The sequence below is a fragment of the Variovorax sp. LjRoot130 genome (assembly GCF_964253755.1).
Lineage (GTDB): Bacteria > Pseudomonadota > Gammaproteobacteria > Burkholderiales > Burkholderiaceae_C > Variovorax.
On sequence record NZ_CAXURM020000001.1, the window covers coordinates 5,747,093 to 5,765,765 of the forward strand.

Genomic DNA, 18,673 nt, shown 5'->3' on the forward strand with positions numbered 1-18,673 from the left:
TCATTTTTTTGGGCTATCCGGATGCCTCGAGCGCTTCACCTGAGCCTGCTCTGGCGAGGACAACCGAAATGTTGTCCCTGCCGCCATTGTCATTCGCAGTTGAAACCAAAAGTGTTGCTTTCTCCGAAAGGCCGATATCTTGTAACAAAAGCGTGAAAAGCTGCGCGTCGGGGACCATCTCGCTCAGCCCATCGGAACATAGCAGGAAAAGGTCCCCGGGTTTCACGTTGTGCTCGTGCATTTCGAGTTCGACATGGCGTTCGATGCCGAGCGCCCGCGTCACCAGGTTGCGGTGCGGCGACAGGATGGCCTGCTCGGGCGTGATTGCGCCAGCGTCGAGCTGCTCCTGCAGCAGCGAATGGTCGCGCGTGAGCTGTTCGAGCTTTTCGTTGCGCAGCCGGTAGCAGCGCGAGTCGCCGATGTGGCCGACGATCGCACGCTTGGACCCGAAGGCGGCCAGCACAAGCGTGGTGCCCATGCCCTGCAGCTGCATATTCGCGACGCCGGCCTCGAGGATGGCCGCGTTGGCCTCGTCGGTACCGGCCTGCAGCGCGCGGCGCACGGCCCGCGGGTTGGCGGTCGGCCCGGCGTGGGCCAGCCAGCGGCCGAAGCTGGCTTGCAGCAAGGCGATGGCCATGCCGCTGGCGACCTCGCCGCCGTTGTAGCCGCCCATGCCGTCGGCCAGGAGAACCAGGCCCAGCGAGGCGTCGAAGGCGATCGTGTCTTCGTTGTTGGCGCGCACCCGGCCAGGGTCGGTGAGCGCGGCGAAGTCCCAGGTCAGCGAGCCGGTGTCAAGAGAAGCGGATACGCCCAGGTTCGCCATGAATCAGTTTGGTTGAGGGGGCCGCTCGCTCAGTGCGCGGCTGCGGCCGCGCGCCTTTGCTGCCAGCGGCCGACAGCGACGACGAAGAATGCGCCGGCCGCAGCGCCTGCATAGTGCAGCCAGGGGTTGGCCGCCAGGGCGCCGCGCAAGGCGACGTCGCTCACGATGGTCTCGCCGCCGACCCAGCCGATCAGCGCGGCGCCGAGCATGATGATGATCGGGAAACGTTCCATGAGCTTGATCATGAGGGTACTGCCGAAAATTACCAACGGGATGCTGATGGCCAAGCCCAGCACCAGCAGCACCATGCTGCCCTGCGCCGCGGCGGCGACCGCGATCACGTTGTCCAGGCTCATGACCAGGTCGGCCAGCAGGATGGTCCGCACCGCGGCGAGCATGCTGCCGTATTCCTTTTCCTCGCCGTTGTCGTTTTCCTCATCGCCGAGCAGCTGCACGCCGATCCACAGCAGCAGCGCGCCGCCGAGGATCTGCAAGTAGGGCAGCGCCAGCAGCTTGGCAGCAACCACGGTGAGCGCGATGCGCAGCACCACGGCCGCGCCCGAGCCGAACAGCACGGCCTTCTGCTGCTGATGCGGCGGCAGCGAACGGGCAGCCATCGCGATCACCACCGCGTTGTCTCCCGAAAGAATGATGTTGATCCAGACAATCTTGACGAGCCCGATCCAGAAATCGGCAGTTTGCAAATAATCCATGTCTCATATCCACTGTTATGTATTGAAAAAGCGCCCGCAACGTGAATTGCGAGCGCTTTTGTTCTTGTGTGGTCGAGGAACGCGGAAGTTTTAGAGCAGCGCCTTGAGGCGCTTGGCCAGCTCCGAGAAGTTTCGTGTGACCGTGAAACCGCACTCTTCCATGATGGCGAGCTTGGCATCCGCCGTGTCGGCGCCGCCTGAAATCAAGGCGCCTGCGTGGCCCATGCGCTTGCCCGGAGGGGCCGTCACGCCGGCGATGAAGCCGACGATCGGCTTCTTCATGTGGTCCTTGCACCAGCGCGCGGCGTCGGCTTCGTCGGGGCCGCCGATCTCGCCGATCATGATGACGGCGTCGGTGTCGGGGTCGTCGTTGAAGGCCTTCATCACGTCGATGTGCTTCAGGCCGTTGATCGGGTCGCCGCCGATGCCCACGGCGCTCGACTGGCCGAGGCCGATCTCGGTGAGCTGTGCCACGGCTTCATAGGTCAGCGTGCCGGAGCGGCTGACCACGCCGATGCGGCCCTTCTTGTGGATGTGGCCGGGCATGATGCCGATCTTGATCTCGTCGGGCGTGATCAGGCCGGGGCAGTTCGGGCCGAGGAGCAGGGTCTCTTTGCCGCCTGCGGCGACCTTGGCCTTCATCTTGTTGCGCACTTCGAGCATGTCGCGCACCGGGATGCCTTCGGTGATGCAGATCGCCATGTCCAGATCGGCCTCGACGGCTTCCCAGATCGCGGCGGCAGCGCCGGCCGGCGGCACGTAGATCACCGACACGGTGGCGCCGGTTTGCGTCGCGGCTTCCTTCACCGAGCCGAAGATCGGGATGTTGAAGATCGACTCGCCGGCCTTCTTCGGGTTCACGCCGGCCACGAAGCAGTTCTTGCCGTTCGCGTATTCCTGGCACTTCTCGGTGTGGAACTGACCGGTCTTGCCGGTGATGCCCTGGGTGATGACTTTGGTGTCTTTGTTGATGTAGATCGACATGGCGTTTCCTTAGGCTTTCTTGACCGCCGCGACCACCTTCTGGGCCGCTTCCGCCATGGTGTCGGCGCTGATGATGGGCAGGCCCGAATCGGCCAGCAGCTTCTTGCCTTCAACTTCGTTGGTGCCCTTCATGCGCACCACCAGCGGCACCTGCAGGTTCACGGCCTTGCAAGCTGCGATCACGCCGGTAGCGATGGTGTCGCACTTCATGATGCCGCCGAAGATGTTGACCAGGATGGCCTCGACGTTCTTGTTCTTCAGCATGATCTTGAAGGCTTCGGTCACCTTCTCGGGGGTGGCGCCGCCGCCCACGTCGAGGAAGTTGGCCGGCTCGCCGCCGAACAGCTTGATGGTGTCCATGGTCGCCATGGCCAGGCCGGCGCCGTTCACCAGGCAGCCGATGTTGCCGTCCAGCGAGATGTAGGCGAGGTCGAACTTCGAGGCTTCGACTTCGGCCGCGTCTTCTTCGTCGAGGTCGCGCAGGGCCACGATATCGGGGTGGCGGAACAGCGCGTTGCTGTCGAAGTTGAACTTGGCGTCCAGGGCGATGATGTTGCCCTTGCTGTCACGGTTGAGCGGGTTGATCTCGACCAGCGAGGCATCCGTCTCCATGTAGCAGGTGTAGAGCTTCTTGAAGATGTCCACGGCTTGCGCGGTGGAATCGGCCGGGATGCCGATGCCGTCGGCGATCTGCTTGGCCTGTGCGTCGGTCAGTCCGTCCTTGGGGTCGGCGAAGACGGTGATGATCTTTTCGGGCGACGAATGCGCGACTTCCTCGATGTCCATGCCGCCTTCGCTGGAAGCGATGAAGGCCACCTTCTGCGTCGCGCGGTCGGTGACGGCCGAGACGTAGTATTCCTTCTGGATGTCGGCGCCGTCCTCGATGTAGAGGCGGCGAACCTTCTGGCCTTCGGGGCCGGTCTGGTGGGTCTTGAGCTGCATGCCGAGGATGTCGCCGGCGAGCTTCTTGACGTCGTCGATGCTCTTGGCGACCTTCACGCCGCCGCCCTTGCCGCGGCCGCCCGCGTGGATCTGGGCCTTGACCACCCACACGGGGCCGCCGAGTTTCTGGGCGGCTTCGACCGCCTCCTGCACCGTGTATGCCGGAATGCCTCGCGGCACAGGCACGCCGAACTTGGCAAGAATTTCCTTGCCTTGATACTCGTGAATCTTCATGAGGGTGTCTCTCGGAACGAGGTTGAGAACGGGAGAATTTGGCTGTTGTCCGCGGGCCACGGCGATTGGGGAATCGGGCGGCGGACAGCAGGCGACTGTATCATGGTGCGCCGCACCAACGGCCCGCCGTGGCTGCGGCCAATACGTAATTTCTTCTTACGCGACTTCCCAGGCAATCCGAGGCTTCCACCATGCCCAAGGTCTTCATCGACGGCGAAGCCGGCACCACCGGCCTCCAGATCCGCGAGCGGCTCCAGAAGATGCCGCAGATCGAACTCGTGAGCATCGCGCCGGAGCTGCGAAAGGACGTGGCCGCCAAGCGCGAGCTGATGGCCGGCGTCGACCTGGTGGTGCTCTGCCTGCACGACGATGCCGCGCGCGAGTCGGTGGCGCTCATCGACCAGCTCGAAGGCCAGGGCCGCCGCCCCAAGATCATCGACGCCTCGACCGCGCACCGCACCGCCGCAGGCTGGGTGTTCGGCTTCCCCGAACTGGTGGCCGGCCAGAAGGAGGCCGTGGCCAAGGCCGAGCGCGTGGCCAACCCCGGCTGCTACGCGACCGGCGCGATCGCCATCGTCCGCCCGCTGATCGATGCCGGCCTGCTGCCGGCCGACCATGCGATCGCCCTGCCCTCCGTCAGCGGCTACTCGGGCGGCGGCCGCACCATGATCGAGGCCTACGAGGGCGGAAAGGCACCGCTGTTCGAGACCTACGCGCTGGGCCTCAAGCACAAGCACATCCCCGAGATCATGAAGTACACCGGCCTCACGCGCCGGCCGGTGTTCATCCCCTCGGTCGGCAATTTCAAGCAAGGCATGCTGGTGCAGCTGCCGCTGCACCTGGACGAGCTGCCCGGCCGGCCCAAGGCGGGCGACCTGCAGGAGGCGCTGGCCGCGCACTACGCGAAGAGCAACACGCCCGAAAAGTTCGTGAAGGTGCTGCCGCCCACCGAGGACGGCAAGATCGACGCCCTCGCGCTCAACGACACCAACGAGCTCGAGATCCGCGTGTTCCCGAACGAGGACCACCGCCATGCCGTCGTCATCGCGCGGCTGGACAACCTGGGCAAGGGCGCCAGCGGCGCCGCGGTGCAGAACCTCAAGCTGATGCTGGGGCTGTAAGCCCGCGCAGCTGCATTTCGCGGCTGACCCTCACTCGTTAGGGTCGTACCGCAAGACCTTTGCCACGACGGCGCCGGCAAATCCACGCGCCAGCAAAAAGCGCGTCTGCTTCGCGCGCTCCGCCGCGTCATGCGGCAGCGTGCCGAAGCGCTGCCGCCACACTTCGAGCGCACGGTCGAACTCGCTGCCCGAGAGGCTTGCGAGCGCTTCGGCCACCGCTTCGGGCGCAACGCCCTTGTGCAGCAGCTCCTGGCGCACGCGCGCGGCGCCGTGCCGTGCCGCGCGCTGGTGCAGCACCGACTGCACCACCCTCGCCTCGCTGATGAAGTCTTTGGCGGCCAGCTCGTCGAGCGCGCGCGCCAGCGTGCCGGGCTCTTCTTCGTACCTGGCCAGCTTGCGCTCGAGCTCGCTGCGCGAATGCTCGCGCTGGCTCAGGAGACGCAGGGCGCGGCCTTTGAGAGAAGGAGCGCTGAAAGCCATTGCACGAGGCTTACTTCTCGGCGGGCGTGACGTCTGCCGCTTCGGCCAGAAGCGGAATGCCCAGCGATTCGCGCACCTTGTTCTCGATCTCGCGCGAGAGCGCCGGGTTCTCGCGCAGGAACTCGCGCGCGTTGTCGCGGCCCTGCCCGATCTTCTCGCCGTTGTAGGCGTACCAGGCGCCCGACTTGTCGACGATCTTGGCGTTCACGCCCATGTCGATGATTTCGCCCTCGCGGCTGATGCCTTCGCCGAACAGGATGTCGAACTCGGCCGTCTTGAAGGGCGGCGAAACCTTGTTCTTCACCACCTTGACCTTGGTCTCGTTGCCGATCGCCTCGTCGCCCTTCTTGATGGTGCCGATGCGGCGAATGTCCAGGCGCACCGAGGCGTAGAACTTCAGCGCATTGCCGCCGGTGGTGGTTTCGGGCGAGCCGAACATCACGCCGATCTTCATGCGGATCTGGTTGATGAAGATGACCATGCAGTTGGTCTTCTTGATGGTGGCGGTGAGCTTGCGCAGCGCCTGGCTCATCAGGCGGGCCTGCAGGCCGGGCAGCGAGTCGCCCATTTCGCCTTCGATTTCGGCCTTGGGCGTGAGCGCGGCGACCGAGTCGATCACGATCAGGTCGACCGCGCCGGAGCGCACCAGCGAATCGACGATTTCCAGCGCCTGCTCGCCGGTGTCGGGCTGGCTGATCAGCAGGTCCGACAGGTTCACGCCGAGCTTCTGCGCGTACTGCACGTCGAGCGCGTGCTCGGCATCGACGAAGGCGCAGGTGCCGGCCTGGCGCTGCATCTCGGCGATGACCTGCAGCGTGAGCGTGGTCTTGCCCGAGGATTCCGGACCGTAGATCTCGATCACGCGGCCGCGTGGCAGGCCGCCGACGCCGAGCGCGATGTCGAGGCCGAGCGAGCCGGTGGAAACCACCTGGATGTCTTCCAGCGCCTCGCCCTCGCCCAGCCGCATGATCGTGCCCTTGCCGAACTGCTTTTCGATCTGGGCGAGCGCGGCCTGCAGGGCCTTGGCCTTTTCGCTGCCTGCGACCGAGATGCTGGTGCCTTTGACGAGTGCGTCCATGTGGAAATCTCCTTGAATATCAACGGGTTGTGTTGGGTTCATTCAATCTGCTTTTAATCACAGGCTGGATGCTTGAACAGTAGTGTAGGGGTTGATGGATTCGAGTGAACCCATTTTTTGGTCAGTTTGCTTTACTATCGATGAGCCGTGACGGACCCTGCATTTCCGATCGACCCCGACGCTTGGCGCCAAACCCACCTGGGCCGCCTGCTGGGCCATGCCATGCGCCGCTTCGACGAGCGCGTGCTGGCGCTGATGGCGCACGATGCCGACGTGCCGCTGGCGCTGTCGAACCTCGCGGCGCGCGCGCAGGTGAGCGCGGCGCACATCCACATCACGCGCCATCTGTCGCGCGAAGGCTCGCGCCTGACCGAACTCGCCGAGCGCGCCGGCATGACCAAGCAGGCCATGGGCACGCTGGTCGACCAGTGCGAGGCCTGGGGCCTGGTGACGCGCGGCCCCGACCCGCTCGATGCGCGCGCGCGGCGGGTGCTGTTCACGGCCGACGGCCTCGCCTGGCTGGAAGCCTTCCGCCATGCCGTGGCGCAGGCAGAAAAAGAGTTCCGCGCCAGCGTCGGCGACGAGATCGCCACCGTGGTAACCATCGGTCTCGAAGCCTATGCCGCGGCCTAGAATCCCAGCGTCTGGAGACACGCCATGCGAATACTGATTGCGGAAGACGACCAGGTGCTGGCGGATGCCCTGCTGCGCAGTCTGCGCACCTCGGGCTCGGCCGTCGACCATGTGGCGACCGGTTCGCAGGCCGATGCCGCGCTGATGACCAACAGCGAATTCGATCTGCTGATCCTCGACCTCGGCCTGCCCAACATGCACGGCCTCGAAATCTTGAAGCGGCTGCGCGCCCGCGGCTCGCAGCTGCCGGTGCTGGTGCTGACGGCGGCCGACAGCGTCGAGGAACGCGTCAAGGGCCTGGACTACGGCGCCGACGACTACATGGCCAAGCCCTTCTCGCTGCAGGAACTCGAGGCGCGCGTGCGCGCGCTCACGCGGCGCGGCATGGGCGCCACCAGCAATGCGATCAAGCACGGCCCGCTGGTCTACGACCAGGCCGGCCGCGTGGCGACCATCGATGGCAAGATGATCGAGCTCTCGGCGCGCGAACTCGGCCTGCTCGAGGTGCTGCTGCAGCGCGCCGGCCGGCTGGTGAGCAAGGACCAGCTGGTCGAGCGGCTGTGCGAATGGGGCGAGGAAGTGAGCCTCAACGCGATCGAGGTCTACATCCATCGGCTGCGCAAGAAGATCGAAAAGGGCCCGATCCACATTGCCACCGTGCGCGGCCTTGGCTACTGCCTCGAGAAGATCCCGTGATTCCCCTGAGCCTTCGGTGAAGCTCTTCCAGCGCGCACAGCGCTCCCTTTTCGGCGAGATCCTCGATTGGATGCTCACGCCGCTGCTGCTGCTGGTGCCGGTCAGCATCGGCGTCACCTGGCTGGTCGCGCAGGGCATCGCCAACGCGCCCTTCGACCGCGAACTGCAACACAACCTCCGCACGCTGGCGAAGCTGGTGAACCTGCAGCAGGGCGCGGCGCAGTTCGTGCTGCCGCAGGCGGCGCGCGAGATCCTGCGCGGCGACGACGCCGACCGCGTGTACTACCAGGTGCTGGACGGGCATGGCGAGCTGCTGAGCGGCGAGCGCGACGTCCCATTTCCCCATACCGACGAGCCGCCGGTGACGGGCACCGTGTACCTGCGCGACGGCGAGATGCACGGCAAGCCGGTGCGTGTGGCCTCGCTCTGGGTGGCGGGCGCCACGGCCGACGAACCCCCGGTGCTGCTGCAGATGGCCGAGACGCGCGAGAAGCAGTCGGTGCTCGCCGCCGAGATCATCAGCGGCGTGCTGCTTCCCCAGTTCGCGATCCTGCCGCTCGCGGTGCTGCTGATCTGGCTCGCGCTGGTGCGCGGCATCAAGCCGCTGTCGGTGGTGGAGGCGCGCATCCGCGAGCGCCGGCCCGGCGACCTGAGCCCGCTCGACGAATCCTCGGTGCCGCTCGAGGTGGTGCCGCTGGTGCTGTCGGTCAACGACCTGCTGAGCAAGCTCAACGATTCCATCGGCACGCAGAAGCGCTTCCTGGCCGACGCGGCGCACCAGCTCAAGACGCCGCTCGCAGGGCTGCGCATGCAGGCCGACCTGGCGCAGCGCGAGGGCGCCAATGCGAACGAGCTCAAGCAGTCGCTCAAGCAGATCGGCCGCGCGAGCATGCGCGCCACGCACACGGTGAACCAGCTGCTGTCGCTGGCGCGCGCGGAGGGCAGCGGCGCCAGCATCGCGCGCCAGCCTTGCGACCTGGCGCGCCTCGCCATCGAGGTGGTGCGCGAAGCGGTGCCGCGTGCGATCGAGAAGCGCATCGACCTGGGCTACGACGGCGCCGAGGCGGGCGCGCCGGGCGTCGTGCTCGAGGGCAACCCGACGCTGCTCAAGGAGCTGGTGCGCAACCTGGTCGACAACGCCATCAACTACACGCCCTCGGCGCCCGAGCGGCCGGGCGTGATCACGGCCCGCGTGCTGGGCGATCCCTTCGGCCGCATCATCGTGCTGCAGATCGAGGACAACGGCCCCGGCATCGCCGAGCACGAACGCGAACTGGTGTTCGAGCCCTTCTACCGCGTGCTCGGCAACGAGGCCGACGGCTCGGGGCTGGGCCTGCCGATCGTGCGGGAGATCGCGCGGCAGCACCATGCGACGGTGCAGCTGGAAGACGCCCATCCGGGCCAGCGCCCACCGGGCACGCGCTTCAGCCTGCGCTTCGACGCCGACGGGGGCGACAACGCCTAAGGCTTCAGCGCAGCAGGCGCCTCGTCCTTGCGTATCTGCAGCAGCTGCGGCCGCAGCTGTTGCGCCAGCCGCTCCGGTTCGGTCTCGCTGAAGCGCGCCGGTGTCGTGCCGAACATGGCGAGACCGCCGCGGGTCCACGCGAAGTAGCCCACATTGGCCACCAGCAGCAGAAGAACCAGTGCGCGCAGCAACATGCCTACTGCACCGGCCGCACGCTGACTTCGGCGCTGGTGATCGTCTTCATGCCGGAGGCCGTCTGGACCAGGAGCTCGCCGCCCCAGCCCACGCCCTCGCAGCGGCCCACGATGCCGTCGCTGAGCTGCACCTCGCGGCCGCGCAGGATGTCGCGCGCCGCGAAGCGCTCGGCAAAGGGCACGAAGCCGCGCTCGCCGAACAGCAGCACGTCGTCCACCAGCGGCACCACGATCTCGCGCAGCAGCTCGGGCGCGGTGGCACGCGGGCGCCACTGCCGGATCCATGCCGGCGCGGTGCTAAGGCCCGCGGCCTCGCGCGGCCCGATGTTGAGGCCGATGCCGATCACCAGGTAGCGCTCGGCCGTGCCGTTCTGGGGCAGGGCGGTTTCGATCAGGATGCCGCCGAGCTTGCGGTCCTCGACCCACAGGTCGTTGGGCCACTTGAGCGCAATGCCCCCTGCCTTCGACGAGTCCAGGCTTTCCGCCACGCTGACGCCGACCGCGAGCGAAAGCCCCGACCAGTCCCTGGGCAAGAGCGGCAGGCCGAGCGAAAAAGTCAGCGAGGCAGGTTCGTCTCGATCCTGTGCGCTCTGCCAGAGGCGCCCCATGCGGCCCCGGCCGGCGGTCTGCCGCTCGGCCACCAGCAGCACCGGCGACGAGCGGCCGTCGCGGGCGCGCCGCATCAGCTCGCTGCTGGTCGAATCGATCTCGGCAACGACCTCGACCGAAAGCCCCGGCAGCAGCGGGGCCAGGGCGGCGGCGATCTCGTCTTCGAACCAGGGGGTGGCCATGGTCAGCGCTTGTCGTCCTTGCCGTTCTTCTTGGCCTTCTTCTTGTCCTTCTTTTTCTTCTTGTCTTTTTTCTTGTCGTCGGACTTGGGCGCCAGCAGGGTGCCGCGGCAGCTTTCGGAGCCGCACCAGCAGGGGAAGTCGGCCTTGAGCTTCTTCGTGTAGGGCTCGTCGATGATCAGCCCGTAGTCGTAGTTGAGCTCCTCGCCGGCCGCGATGTTGCGCAGTGCCTTGATGAAGACCCGGCCGTCGGTTTCGTCGGCCTCGCAGTTGGGCTCGCAGGAATGGTTGATCCAGCGCGCGGCATTGCCCTTCACGCCGCCGTCGATCACACGCCCGTCATCGATGTGGAAGTAGAAGGTATGGTTCGGCTGCGCCGGGTCGTGCGGATGGCGGCGCAAGGCCTCCTTCCAGGTGATGAGCTCGCCCTTGTATTCGATCAGCGTCTCGCCCTCGGCGAGGTCCTGCACGGCGAACACGCCGTTGCCGTGAACGCCGGAGCGCCGCGTCTGGATGCGGCGGCCGCCGGAAATAGGGGATTTGGAAGGCATCGCCGAAGTCTGTTAGTTTGAATATGTACGCATGCGCGTGCGCGTACGCACGCGAGAAGCGCCAGATTGTAAGGACGACTTGTCAATGAAGACTTTGGTAATTGCAGAGAAGCCATCGGTGGCCCAGGACATCGTGCGCGCGCTCACGCCGGTGGCCGGCAAGTTCGACAAGCACGAGGAACATTTCGAGAACGAGAAGTACGTCGTCACCAGCGCCGTGGGCCACCTGGTCGAGATCCAGGCGCCGGAGGAGTTCGACGTGAAGCGCGGCAAGTGGAGCTTTGCCAACCTGCCGGTGATCCCGCCGCGCTTCGACCTGAAGCCGGTCGACAAGACCAAGACCCGCCTCAACGCGGTGGTGAAGCAGGCCAAGCGCAAGGACGTGACCCAGCTCATCAACGCCTGCGACGCGGGCCGCGAGGGCGAGTTGATCTTCCGCCTGATCGAACAGTACGCCGGCGGCAAGGCGCCGCTGGGCAAGCCGGTCAAGCGCCTGTGGCTGCAGTCGATGACCCCGCAGGCCATTCGCGACGGCTTCGAGCAGCTGCGCAACGAGCAGCAGATGCAGGGCCTGGCCGATGCGGCGCGTTCGCGCTCCGAGGCCGACTGGCTGGTCGGCATCAACGGCACGCGCGCGATGACCGCGTTCAATTCGCGCGACGGCGGCTTCTTCCTCACCACCGTCGGCCGCGTGCAGACGCCGACGCTGTCGGTGGTGGTCGAGCGCGAAGAAAAAATCCGCAAGTTCGTGAGCCGCGACTACTGGGAGGTGCACGGCAGCTTTGCCGCCGAGGCGGGCGAGTACCCCGGCAAGTGGTTCGATCCGAACTGGAAGAAGCCGCCGCCCGGCCCCGACGGCGCGCCCGATCCCGAGCAGCGCGCCGATCGCGTATGGAACGAACGCGACGCCACGGCCATCGCCGAGGCCGCGCGCGGCAAGCCCGCCAGCGTCACCGAGGAAAGCAAGCCCACCACGCAGGCCTCGCCGCTCTTGTTCGACCTGACCTCACTGCAGCGCGAAGCCAACAGCCGCTTCGGCTTCAGCGCCAAGACCACGCTCGCGCTCGCGCAAAGCCTCTACGAGCGCCACAAGGCATTGACCTATCCGCGGACCGACTCGCGCGCGCTGCCCGAGGACTACCTGCCGGTGGTCAAGCAGACCATGGGCATGCTCGCCAACAGCGGCATGAAGCATCTCGCGCCCTTTGCGAAGCAGGCGCTCGACGACAACTACGTGAAGCCCTCGAAGCGCGTCTTCGACAACGCCAAGGTCAGCGATCACTTTGCGATCATCCCGACGCTGCAGGCGCCCAGCGGCCTGTCGGACGCCGAGCAGCGGCTCTACGACTTCGTGGTGCGGCGCTTCCTCTCGGTCTTCTTCCCGAGCGCCGAGTACCAGGTGACCACGCGCATCAGCACGGTGGAGCAGGGCGGCAGGAAGTACCCGTTCCGCACCGACGGCAAGGTGCTGGTCAAGCCGGGCTGGCTCGCGATCTACGGCAAGGAAGCGCAGGACGACGAGAAGGAAGACGACAAGGACGGCAAGCGGCTGGTGCCGGTCAAGCCCGGCGAGATGGTGCGCGCCGAATCGGTGGAGACCAAGGGACTCAAGACCCGTCCGCCCGCGCGCTATTCCGAAGCCACGCTGCTCGGCGCCATGGAAGGCGCGGGCAAGACCATCGACGACGACGAGCTGCGCGAGGCGATGCAGGAAAAAGGCCTGGGCACGCCGGCCACGCGCGCCGCGATCATCGAAGGGCTCTTGGCCGAGAAGTACATCCACCGCGAAGGCCGCGAACTCATTCCGACCGCCAAGGCCTTCCAGCTCATGACGCTGTTGCGCGGCCTCGGCGTGGAAGAACTCTCCAAGGCCGAGCTCACCGGCGAATGGGAACACAAGCTCGCGCAGATGGAGCACGGCAAGCTCAGCCGCGAAGCCTTCATGCGCGAGATCGCCGAGATGACGGAGCACATCGTCAAGAAGGCCAAGGAGTACGACCGCGACACCGTGCCCGGCGACTACGCGACGCTGGCGACGCCGTGCCCCAACTGCGGCGGCGTGGTGAAGGAGAACTACCGCCGCTATGCCTGCACCGGCAAATTGGGCCAGGAGCCCTGCGGCTTCTCCTTCGGCAAGTCGCCGGCCGGCCGCACCTTCGAAGTGGCCGAGGCCGAGGCGCTGCTGCGCGACAAGCACATCGGCCCCCTCGAAGGCTTTCGCTCCAAGGCCGGCTGGCCCTTCGTCTCGGAGATCGTGCTCAAGTACGACGAGGAGGCGAAGAACTGGAAGCTCGAGTTCGACTTCGGCGACGACAAGAATGCCGAGAGCGGCGAGATCATCGACTTCAGCGGCCAGCAGTCGCTGGGCCCGTGCCCGAAGTGCGGCGCGCGCGTGTTCGAGAACGGCAGCAACTACATCTGCGAGAAGTCGGTGCCGACGACCGAGCAGCCGACGCCGAGCTGCGACTTCAAGACCGGCAAGATCATCCTGCAGCAGCCGGTGGAGCGCGCCCAGGTCGAGAAGCTGCTCGCCACCGGCAAGACCGACCTGCTCGACAAGTTCGTCTCGATGCGCACGCGCCGTCCGTTCAAGGCCTTCCTCGCCTGGAACAAGGACGAAGGCAAGGTGACTTTCGAGTTCGCGCCGCGCGACAGCAAGTTCCCGCCGCGCAAGACCTTTGCCAGGGCGGCGCCGGCGGCCGCAAAAAAGGCGGCTGCCGCGAAGACGAAGACGCCCGCAGCCAAGAAGGCCGCGCCCGCGAAGAAGGCCGCCGCGCCCAAGGCGCCACGCAAGCCGGGCGCCGGACTCAAGCCCAGCGAGGCCCTGGCCGCGGTGATCGGCGCGGAACCCGTGGCGCGCACCGAAGTCATCAAGAAGCTGTGGGACTACATCAAGGCCAACGGCCTGCAGGATGCGGCCAACAAGCGGGCCATCAACGCCGACGCCAAGCTCAAGCCGGTGTTCGGCAAGGACCAGGTGACGATGTTCGAGCTCGCGGGTATCGTGGGCAAGCACCTCGGCTGATCAAGAAGGAGATTCCTGTGAAGAAACTCGGTTCCATGCTCCTCGTCGCGATCGCGCTCGGCACCGTCGCCGGCTGCGCATCGCGAGCTGTTGCCGACGGCGACCGCTCCGCCACCACCGGCGGCAGCGGCATCACAGTGTTCGGCACCATCGACGCGGCCGTCAGCGGAAGCCGCAACCGCTAAGCAGCAATTAGCGCATCAGCAGCGCCTGCCGCAGCAGCCGCGCCGCGCGGTTGCGGATGCGGCCCGGCGCGCTGCGCAGCGGCCCCCGCGGGCTCACCTTTGCCGTCGCGCAGGCCCAGAGAAAGTCCTGCAGGATGGCCGTGTCGTCCACGGTCTCGGTGCTGCCGTACTTGTGGAACTCCGGATGCCACTGGGTGGCGGCGATGTAGCTGCGGCCGCGGTCGACCCGGCGGCGGATGGCTTCAGGCACGTGGTCGGGGATGCTCCAAGCGTCGACCTCGAAGCCGGGCGCGATGTCCTTCACGCCCTGGTGATGGATGCTGTTGACGCGCGCCGTCTCCATGCCCGGATAGAGCTTCGACAGGCGCGAGCCCGGCGTGATGCGGATGTCGTGGAAGTGCTGGTCGTAGGCCACCGGGTCGCGATGCCGGATGCCGCTGGGATGCTGCGCCTCGATATCCTGGTAGAGCGTGCCGCCGAAGGCCACGTTGATGAGCTGCAGGCCGCGGCAGACGCCGAAGATCGGCTTGCCGACTTCCTCGAAGGCCTCGACCAGCGCAAGGTCGTAAAGGTCGCGGACGCGGTCGCCGATCCAGGCGTCCTTCAGCGGCACCTCGCCGTAGCTGCCGGGCCAGACGTCGGCGCCGCCATGCATCACCACGCCGTCGAGCCACTCCGCATAGTGCGAGAGCTTGGTGTCGCCGCGCGCCGTTTCGCCGGTCGGGCAGGGCACCATCACCACCATCGCGCCGGCCGACATCAGCCAGTGCGCGATGGACTGCTCGACATACTGCAGCGTCTTGTTGGTGAACAGCGAACGCTCCGGGTCGGCGTGGGAGAAGCAGGCAGACAGGCCGATCTTGAGGCGTCCGGAAACGGTTTGTGGCATCGCAATCAAGGCTGGCGCCGCGCGGGCCGCGCCGCCCTTGGTGAACAGAAGAGTATTGTGAAACGTTCGAAAGGCCCGCGCAGACGACAGCCACCCCAGCTGCGTCGGACAGCGCCGCGGAGATAGGATCGCCTCTTTTCTGTTCGTGACCCCAGGAGATACCCATGAAGACCATCAAGGGCCCGGCCATCTTCCTGGCCCAGTTCGCGGGTGACAGCGCACCCTTCGATTCGCTCGACACCATTGCCGCCTGGGCGGCGAGCCTCGGCTACAAGGGGGTACAGATCCCGAGCTGGGACGCCCGCCTCTTCGATCTCAAGACGGCCGCGGAAAGCAAGACCTATTGCGACGAAGTGAAGGGCATGCTGGAGCGGCACGGTATCGAGATCACCGAGCTCTCGACCCATCTGCAGGGCCAGCTGGTGGCCGTGCATCCGGCCTACGACGCCGGCTTCGACGGCTTCGCCGCACCCGAGGTGCGCAACAACCCGGCCCGGCGCCAGCAGTGGGCGGTGGAACAACTGCACCTGGCGGCCCGCGCCTCGGCCCATCTCGGACTCACGGCGCATGCGACTTTCTCCGGCGCGCTCGCCTGGCCCTATCTTTATTCGTGGCCGCCGCGCCCGCCGGGACTGATCGAAGAGGCCTTCGACGAACTCGCGCGGCGCTGGCTGCCGATCCTCAATGCCTTCGACGATGCCGGCGTCGACGTCTGCTACGAGATCCATCCGGGCGAGGACCTGCACGACGGCGTGAGCTACGAGATGTTCCTCGAGCGCGTGGGCCAGCACCCGCGCGCCTGCCTGCTGTACGACCCGAGCCACTTCGTGCTGCAGCAACTCGACTACCTGGCCTACATCGACCACTACCACGAGCGCATCAAGATCTTTCACGTGAAGGATGCGGAGTTCAACCGGACCGGCAAGCAGGGCGTCTACGGCGGCTTCCAGTCATGGATCAACAGAGCAGGGCGCTTCCGCTCGCTGGGCGACGGCCAGGTCGACTTCAGGGCGATCTTCTCGAAGATGGCGGCCTCCGACTTCCCGGGCTGGGCGGTGCTCGAATGGGAGTGCTGCATCAAGCACCCCGAGGACGGCGCCCGCGAGGGTGCGAAATTCATCGCCGACCACATCATCCGCGTGGCCGACCGGGCCTTCGACGACTTCGCGGCCGGCGGCGTCGACACAGTGGCCAACAAGGGGATGCTGGGGATCGCGCCTTAAATCCCTAGATACCGGAAGGCTTGCGCAGGGTCTGCATGCGGTCGACCGCCTGGATCCGGATCTTGCGCGTCTCCGAGCCCTGCTGCACCGTGAGCACCACCTCCGCATCGGGTGCCGGCCGTTTCCAGAGCTGCTTGTAGAAGGCCTCGAGCGTGGCGACCTCGATGCCGTCGACCTCCAGCACCACGTCGCCGGGCTGAAGCCCCGCCGCCAGCGCGGGCCCCTGCCGGTCCACGCGCACGATCTGCACATGCCCGTCGCGTTCCGAGGACGACAGGCCGAGCCAGGGCCGGATGCTCGCCCGCGTGCGGCCGGTGGACTGCATCTCCGCCAGCACCGGGCGCAGCAACTCGACCGGCACGAACATGTTGCCCGGCAGCGTGCGATCGGCGCCCGCGGCTTCCAGCACGAACAGGCTGCCGATGCCGACCAGCTCGCCGTTGCGGTTGAAGAGCGGTGCGCCGCTGTGGTTGGCCACCGGCGGGCTGGTGAAGAGCGCCGATTCGATGTGGTATTCCCAATAGCCCGAGAAAGGCCGCGTCGCGATCAGGCGCGTGAAGCCCACTTCGGTGCCGCTGCTGCTGCCGGTGGCGACCAGCAGCGGCTCGCCCGGCGTCAGGCCGGCGACGCCTGCCAGCGGCACCGGCTCGACGCCGCGCAGCGGCACCAACGGGCGCAGCAGGCCGAAGCCGGTCGCGAGGTCGTAGGCGATCTGGCGCGCAGGCAGCGTGCGATCGTCCTGCGTGATGACTTCGATGGTCTCGGCTTCCAGCAGCAGATAGCCGATGGTGAGGATCAGGCCTTCGGGCCCGATCACCACGCCGGAGCCCGATCGCCGCATCCCGAGGGTGTCGGCCGAGGTGGCGCCCTCGGTCGCGGTGATGCGCAGTGCGACGACCGCGTCGCCCGCGCGCTGGAGGGCCTGGACCTGCGGGGACACGGCTTCGGTCTGGCGCGGCGCGCCGGGGGTGGCGGCATGCGCCGCAGAGAGCACGGACAGAGCGAACAACCAGAGGGCGCAGGCGACCAACGCCCACAACCGTCGGGGCGATTCTCGAGTCTTCATGGCCGCGCTCCTTGGAACGAAGTTGAGTGTGATGGTGCGCCGCAAGCGACCAGCTCGCAAGTGGCCGACTACATCAACCCCACCAGGCGCTGGACAGCCTCCTCGATCCGCTGCGCATCGATCAACCCATAGCCGAACGCCAGCCCGTTCGTGCCCGTTCCCGCCAGCGCATAGCGCCCCAGCGAAGACAGCGCGATGCCCGCGCCGGCCGCGCGTTCCACCACCGTCTCGGCACGGCCGCGCCCGCGCAGCCAGGCCGACAGATGCAGCCCGGCCTCCGACGGAATCAGCTCGAGCCGCCCGGCTGCATGCCTGGAAAGCGCCTCCAGCAGGACGGTGCGCCGCTCGCCATAGACGCGGCGCATCTTGCGGATGTGGCGCGCCAGGTGTCCTTCGGCAATGAAGGCGGCCAACGCATCCTGGGCCAGCGCCGGGCTGTGCCAGTCGGCCAGTTCGCGCGCCTGCACCAGTGCCGCGCGCGCCCACGGCGGCGCGACCACGAAGCCCAGGCGCAGCGCCGGGAAGAGGCTTTTCGAAAAGGTGCCGACGTAGAAGACCGAGCCGGCGCGGTCGAGCGTCTGCAGCGCGTCGAGCGGACGGCCGGCAAAGCGGAACTCGCTGTCGTAGTCGTCCTCGATCACCACCGCGCGACGCTCGCGCGCGAAGGCGAGCAGCTCGGCGCGGCGGCGCGGCGACATGACGGTGCCGAGCGGGAACTGGTGCGAAGGCGTCACGCAGATCACGCGCACATCCGACGGCAGCCGATCGACGCGCAAGCCCTCGCCGTCGAGCGGCACCGCCACCAGCCTGGCGCCCGCTGCCGTCATGGCCTGGCCCAGCGGCGGATAGAACAGCTGCTCGACCGCCACCACCGTGCGGCCCGGCACAACCAGGATGCGCGCCAGCAGGTTGAAGGCCTGCTGCGCGCCAGCGGTGACGACCACGTCGGCCGCGGCGCAGGCCACCGCCCGCGTGAAAGACACATGCCGCGCGATCGCCTCGCGCAACGCGGGCTGCCCCTGTGGATCGGCGTAGTCGGCCGGCACGCGGGTGATCGCGCGCAGCGCGCGGTCGGAGAGCCGCCGCCAGATGTCGAAGGGAAAGGCGCCGGCCTCGGGCAGGCCGACGCGGAAGTCGTCGCGCGCCGGCGCGGTGTGCAGCACGGGCTCGCGCGCCATGCGCGGGCTGCGCAGGGGAACCAGCCGCGCATCGGGCCGCTCGGGCCGGCCGGCGACAGCAGCCGGCGCGCGCCGCGGACGCGGCAGCGTGTCGGCCACATAGGTGCCGGCGCCCGGCCGCGCCAGCAGATAGCCCTCGCTCAGCAGCAGATCGTAGGCCGCGACCACGGTGTTGCGCGAGATGCCGAGCGTGGCCGCGAGCGCGCGCGAGGCCGGCAGGCGCAGGCCGGGCTGCAGCCGGCCGTCGAGGATGGCGGCGCGCAGCTGCCGGTGCACCGCGCGCAGCAGATCGCGCGATCCCTCGGGCGGGAAGCCGATGGCCAGTTCGAAAATTGGCTCCATGAAGTTCGTCGATTGTGGATCTTTTTTTGGTCCACTTTCAATCCTATTCTCAAACCATCGAGA

At 67.2% G+C, this 18,673-nt stretch carries 19 protein-coding genes; 7 read left to right on the top strand and 12 right to left on the bottom strand.

Translation table 11 applies throughout. The features are described from left to right. Window positions 1-13: 13 nt before the first annotated feature. From ACSQ86_RS28440 to sucC, 4 genes are all read right to left on the bottom strand, one after another. The gene (locus ACSQ86_RS28440) at window positions 14-823 is read right to left on the bottom strand and encodes a Stp1/IreP family PP2C-type Ser/Thr phosphatase (RefSeq protein WP_436310107.1); all 810 of its coding nucleotides are present in this window, start codon (window positions 821-823) and stop codon (window positions 14-16) included. Between the two features lie 29 nt (window positions 824-852). Then, window positions 853-1,536: a TerC family protein gene (locus ACSQ86_RS28445; protein ID WP_436310108.1), complete on the bottom strand. Its 684-nt coding sequence runs from the start codon at window positions 1,534-1,536 to the stop codon at window positions 853-855. Between the two features lie 90 nt (window positions 1,537-1,626). Next, window positions 1,627-2,520: a succinate--CoA ligase subunit alpha gene (gene sucD, locus ACSQ86_RS28450; RefSeq protein ID WP_214694940.1), complete on the bottom strand. Its 894-nt coding sequence runs from the start codon at window positions 2,518-2,520 to the stop codon at window positions 1,627-1,629. Window positions 2,521-2,529: 9 nt separating this feature from the next. Beyond that, complete coding sequence (sucC, locus tag ACSQ86_RS28455) at window positions 2,530-3,696, bottom strand: ADP-forming succinate--CoA ligase subunit beta (protein ID WP_214694938.1); 1,167 nt, start codon at window positions 3,694-3,696, stop codon at window positions 2,530-2,532. A 191-nt stretch (window positions 3,697-3,887) separates the two neighbouring features. Between sucC and argC the strand changes: the two genes are divergently transcribed. After that, on the top strand, window positions 3,888-4,817 hold the full coding sequence (gene argC, locus ACSQ86_RS28460; RefSeq protein WP_436310109.1) for an N-acetyl-gamma-glutamyl-phosphate reductase: 930 nt from the start codon (window positions 3,888-3,890) through the stop codon (window positions 4,815-4,817). A 30-nt stretch (window positions 4,818-4,847) separates the two neighbouring features. On the opposite strand, the gene recX is transcribed toward argC, so the two are convergent. Both recX and recA read right to left on the bottom strand, forming a co-directional pair. Beyond that, on the bottom strand, window positions 4,848-5,297 hold the full coding sequence (gene recX / locus ACSQ86_RS28465) for a recombination regulator RecX (protein WP_436310110.1): 450 nt from the start codon (window positions 5,295-5,297) through the stop codon (window positions 4,848-4,850). A 10-nt stretch (window positions 5,298-5,307) separates the two neighbouring features. After that, the gene (gene recA / locus ACSQ86_RS28470; RefSeq protein WP_436306043.1) at window positions 5,308-6,375 is read right to left on the bottom strand and encodes a recombinase RecA; all 1,068 of its coding nucleotides are present in this window, start codon (window positions 6,373-6,375) and stop codon (window positions 5,308-5,310) included. Window positions 6,376-6,522: 147 nt separating this feature from the next. Between recA and ACSQ86_RS28475 the strand changes: the two genes are divergently transcribed. Genes ACSQ86_RS28475 through ACSQ86_RS28485 form a run of 3 tightly spaced genes read left to right on the top strand, consistent with a single transcriptional unit; the run spans window position 6,523 to window position 9,169 of the window. Beyond that, complete coding sequence (locus ACSQ86_RS28475) at window positions 6,523-7,008, top strand: MarR family winged helix-turn-helix transcriptional regulator (RefSeq protein ID WP_436306044.1); 486 nt, start codon at window positions 6,523-6,525, stop codon at window positions 7,006-7,008. A 24-nt stretch (window positions 7,009-7,032) separates the two neighbouring features. Next, window positions 7,033-7,704 carry a response regulator gene (locus tag ACSQ86_RS28480; protein ID WP_086920396.1) on the top strand — a complete coding sequence of 224 codons (672 nt, stop codon included), beginning with the start codon at window positions 7,033-7,035 and terminating at the stop codon, window positions 7,702-7,704. A gap of 16 nt (window positions 7,705-7,720) precedes the next feature. After that, window positions 7,721-9,169: a sensor histidine kinase N-terminal domain-containing protein gene (locus ACSQ86_RS28485; RefSeq protein WP_436310111.1), complete on the top strand. Its 1,449-nt coding sequence runs from the start codon at window positions 7,721-7,723 to the stop codon at window positions 9,167-9,169. Here ACSQ86_RS28485 and ACSQ86_RS28490 read toward each other — a convergent pair. From ACSQ86_RS28490 to ACSQ86_RS28500, 3 genes are read right to left on the bottom strand one after another with little or no spacing between them, the layout of a single operon-like run. Continuing rightward, the gene (locus ACSQ86_RS28490) at window positions 9,166-9,363 is read right to left on the bottom strand and encodes a sporulation protein (RefSeq protein WP_093108540.1); all 198 of its coding nucleotides are present in this window, start codon (window positions 9,361-9,363) and stop codon (window positions 9,166-9,168) included. The two genes, ACSQ86_RS28485 and ACSQ86_RS28490, sit on opposite strands and share 4 nt — an antisense overlap. 2 nt (window positions 9,364-9,365) lie before the next feature. Further along, window positions 9,366-10,154: a biotin--[acetyl-CoA-carboxylase] ligase gene (locus tag ACSQ86_RS28495; protein WP_436310112.1), complete on the bottom strand. Its 789-nt coding sequence runs from the start codon at window positions 10,152-10,154 to the stop codon at window positions 9,366-9,368. A 2-nt stretch (window positions 10,155-10,156) separates the two neighbouring features. Beyond that, complete coding sequence (locus ACSQ86_RS28500; protein ID WP_436306047.1) at window positions 10,157-10,702, bottom strand: SET domain-containing protein; 546 nt, start codon at window positions 10,700-10,702, stop codon at window positions 10,157-10,159. Window positions 10,703-10,787: 85 nt separating this feature from the next. Here ACSQ86_RS28500 and ACSQ86_RS28505 point away from each other — a divergent pair, with 85 nt between their 5' ends. Together ACSQ86_RS28505 and ACSQ86_RS28510 are read left to right on the top strand one after the other, a co-directional pair. Further along, window positions 10,788-13,727, top strand: a complete 2,940-nt coding sequence (locus tag ACSQ86_RS28505) for a DNA topoisomerase III (RefSeq protein ID WP_436310113.1) — start codon at window positions 10,788-10,790, stop codon at window positions 13,725-13,727. 17 nt (window positions 13,728-13,744) lie between these two features. Continuing rightward, window positions 13,745-13,912, top strand: coding sequence for a hypothetical protein (locus ACSQ86_RS28510; RefSeq protein ID WP_436310114.1), 168 nt, complete (start codon window positions 13,745-13,747; stop codon window positions 13,910-13,912). 7 nt (window positions 13,913-13,919) lie between these two features. Here ACSQ86_RS28510 and ACSQ86_RS28515 read toward each other — a convergent pair whose 3' ends face one another. After that, on the bottom strand, window positions 13,920-14,801 hold the full coding sequence (locus tag ACSQ86_RS28515; RefSeq protein WP_436306049.1) for a gamma-glutamyl-gamma-aminobutyrate hydrolase family protein: 882 nt from the start codon (window positions 14,799-14,801) through the stop codon (window positions 13,920-13,922). A 164-nt stretch (window positions 14,802-14,965) separates the two neighbouring features. Here ACSQ86_RS28515 and ACSQ86_RS28520 point away from each other — a divergent pair, with 164 nt between their 5' ends. Beyond that, window positions 14,966-16,024: a sugar phosphate isomerase/epimerase family protein gene (locus tag ACSQ86_RS28520; RefSeq protein ID WP_436306050.1), complete on the top strand. Its 1,059-nt coding sequence runs from the start codon at window positions 14,966-14,968 to the stop codon at window positions 16,022-16,024. Between the two features lie 4 nt (window positions 16,025-16,028). Here the strand turns inward: ACSQ86_RS28520 and ACSQ86_RS28525 are convergent, their stop codons facing one another. Then, window positions 16,029-17,090 carry a S1C family serine protease gene (locus ACSQ86_RS28525; protein ID WP_093108534.1) on the bottom strand — a complete coding sequence of 354 codons (1,062 nt, stop codon included), beginning with the start codon at window positions 17,088-17,090 and terminating at the stop codon, window positions 16,029-16,031. 68 nt (window positions 17,091-17,158) lie between these two features. Beyond that, window positions 17,159-18,610, bottom strand: a complete 1,452-nt coding sequence (locus ACSQ86_RS28530; RefSeq protein WP_436310115.1) for a PLP-dependent aminotransferase family protein — start codon at window positions 18,608-18,610, stop codon at window positions 17,159-17,161. Window positions 18,611-18,673: the final 63 nt, after the last annotated feature.

Excerpts from the sequence above, each read along its gene's own strand:
- ACSQ86_RS28520 (WP_436306050.1), top strand. The coding sequence starts at position 14,966 with ATGAAGACCATCAAGGGCCCGGCCATCTTCCTGGCCCAGTTCGCGGGT.
- argC (WP_436310109.1), top strand. The coding sequence starts at position 3,888 with ATGCCCAAGGTCTTCATCGACGGCGAAGCCGGCACCACCGGCCTCCAG.
- ACSQ86_RS28500 (WP_436306047.1), bottom strand. The coding sequence starts at position 10,702 with ATGCCTTCCAAATCCCCTATTTCCGGCGGCCGCCGCATCCAGACGCGG.
- ACSQ86_RS28525 (WP_093108534.1), bottom strand. The coding sequence starts at position 17,090 with ATGAAGACTCGAGAATCGCCCCGACGGTTGTGGGCGTTGGTCGCCTGC.
- ACSQ86_RS28490 (WP_093108540.1), bottom strand. The coding sequence starts at position 9,363 with ATGTTGCTGCGCGCACTGGTTCTTCTGCTGCTGGTGGCCAATGTGGGC.
- sucD (WP_214694940.1), bottom strand. The coding sequence starts at position 2,520 with ATGTCGATCTACATCAACAAAGACACCAAAGTCATCACCCAGGGCATC.
- ACSQ86_RS28515 (WP_436306049.1), bottom strand. The coding sequence starts at position 14,801 with ATGCCACAAACCGTTTCCGGACGCCTCAAGATCGGCCTGTCTGCCTGC.
- ACSQ86_RS28445 (WP_436310108.1), bottom strand. The coding sequence starts at position 1,536 with ATGGATTATTTGCAAACTGCCGATTTCTGGATCGGGCTCGTCAAGATT.
- ACSQ86_RS28495 (WP_436310112.1), bottom strand. The coding sequence starts at position 10,154 with ATGGCCACCCCCTGGTTCGAAGACGAGATCGCCGCCGCCCTGGCCCCG.
- ACSQ86_RS28505 (WP_436310113.1), top strand. The coding sequence starts at position 10,788 with ATGAAGACTTTGGTAATTGCAGAGAAGCCATCGGTGGCCCAGGACATC.
- ACSQ86_RS28440 (WP_436310107.1), bottom strand. The coding sequence starts at position 823 with ATGGCGAACCTGGGCGTATCCGCTTCTCTTGACACCGGCTCGCTGACC.
- recA (WP_436306043.1), bottom strand. The coding sequence starts at position 6,375 with ATGGACGCACTCGTCAAAGGCACCAGCATCTCGGTCGCAGGCAGCGAA.
- recX (WP_436310110.1), bottom strand. The coding sequence starts at position 5,297 with ATGGCTTTCAGCGCTCCTTCTCTCAAAGGCCGCGCCCTGCGTCTCCTG.
- ACSQ86_RS28530 (WP_436310115.1), bottom strand. The coding sequence starts at position 18,610 with ATGGAGCCAATTTTCGAACTGGCCATCGGCTTCCCGCCCGAGGGATCG.
- ACSQ86_RS28480 (WP_086920396.1), top strand. The coding sequence starts at position 7,033 with ATGCGAATACTGATTGCGGAAGACGACCAGGTGCTGGCGGATGCCCTG.
- sucC (WP_214694938.1), bottom strand. The coding sequence starts at position 3,696 with ATGAAGATTCACGAGTATCAAGGCAAGGAAATTCTTGCCAAGTTCGGC.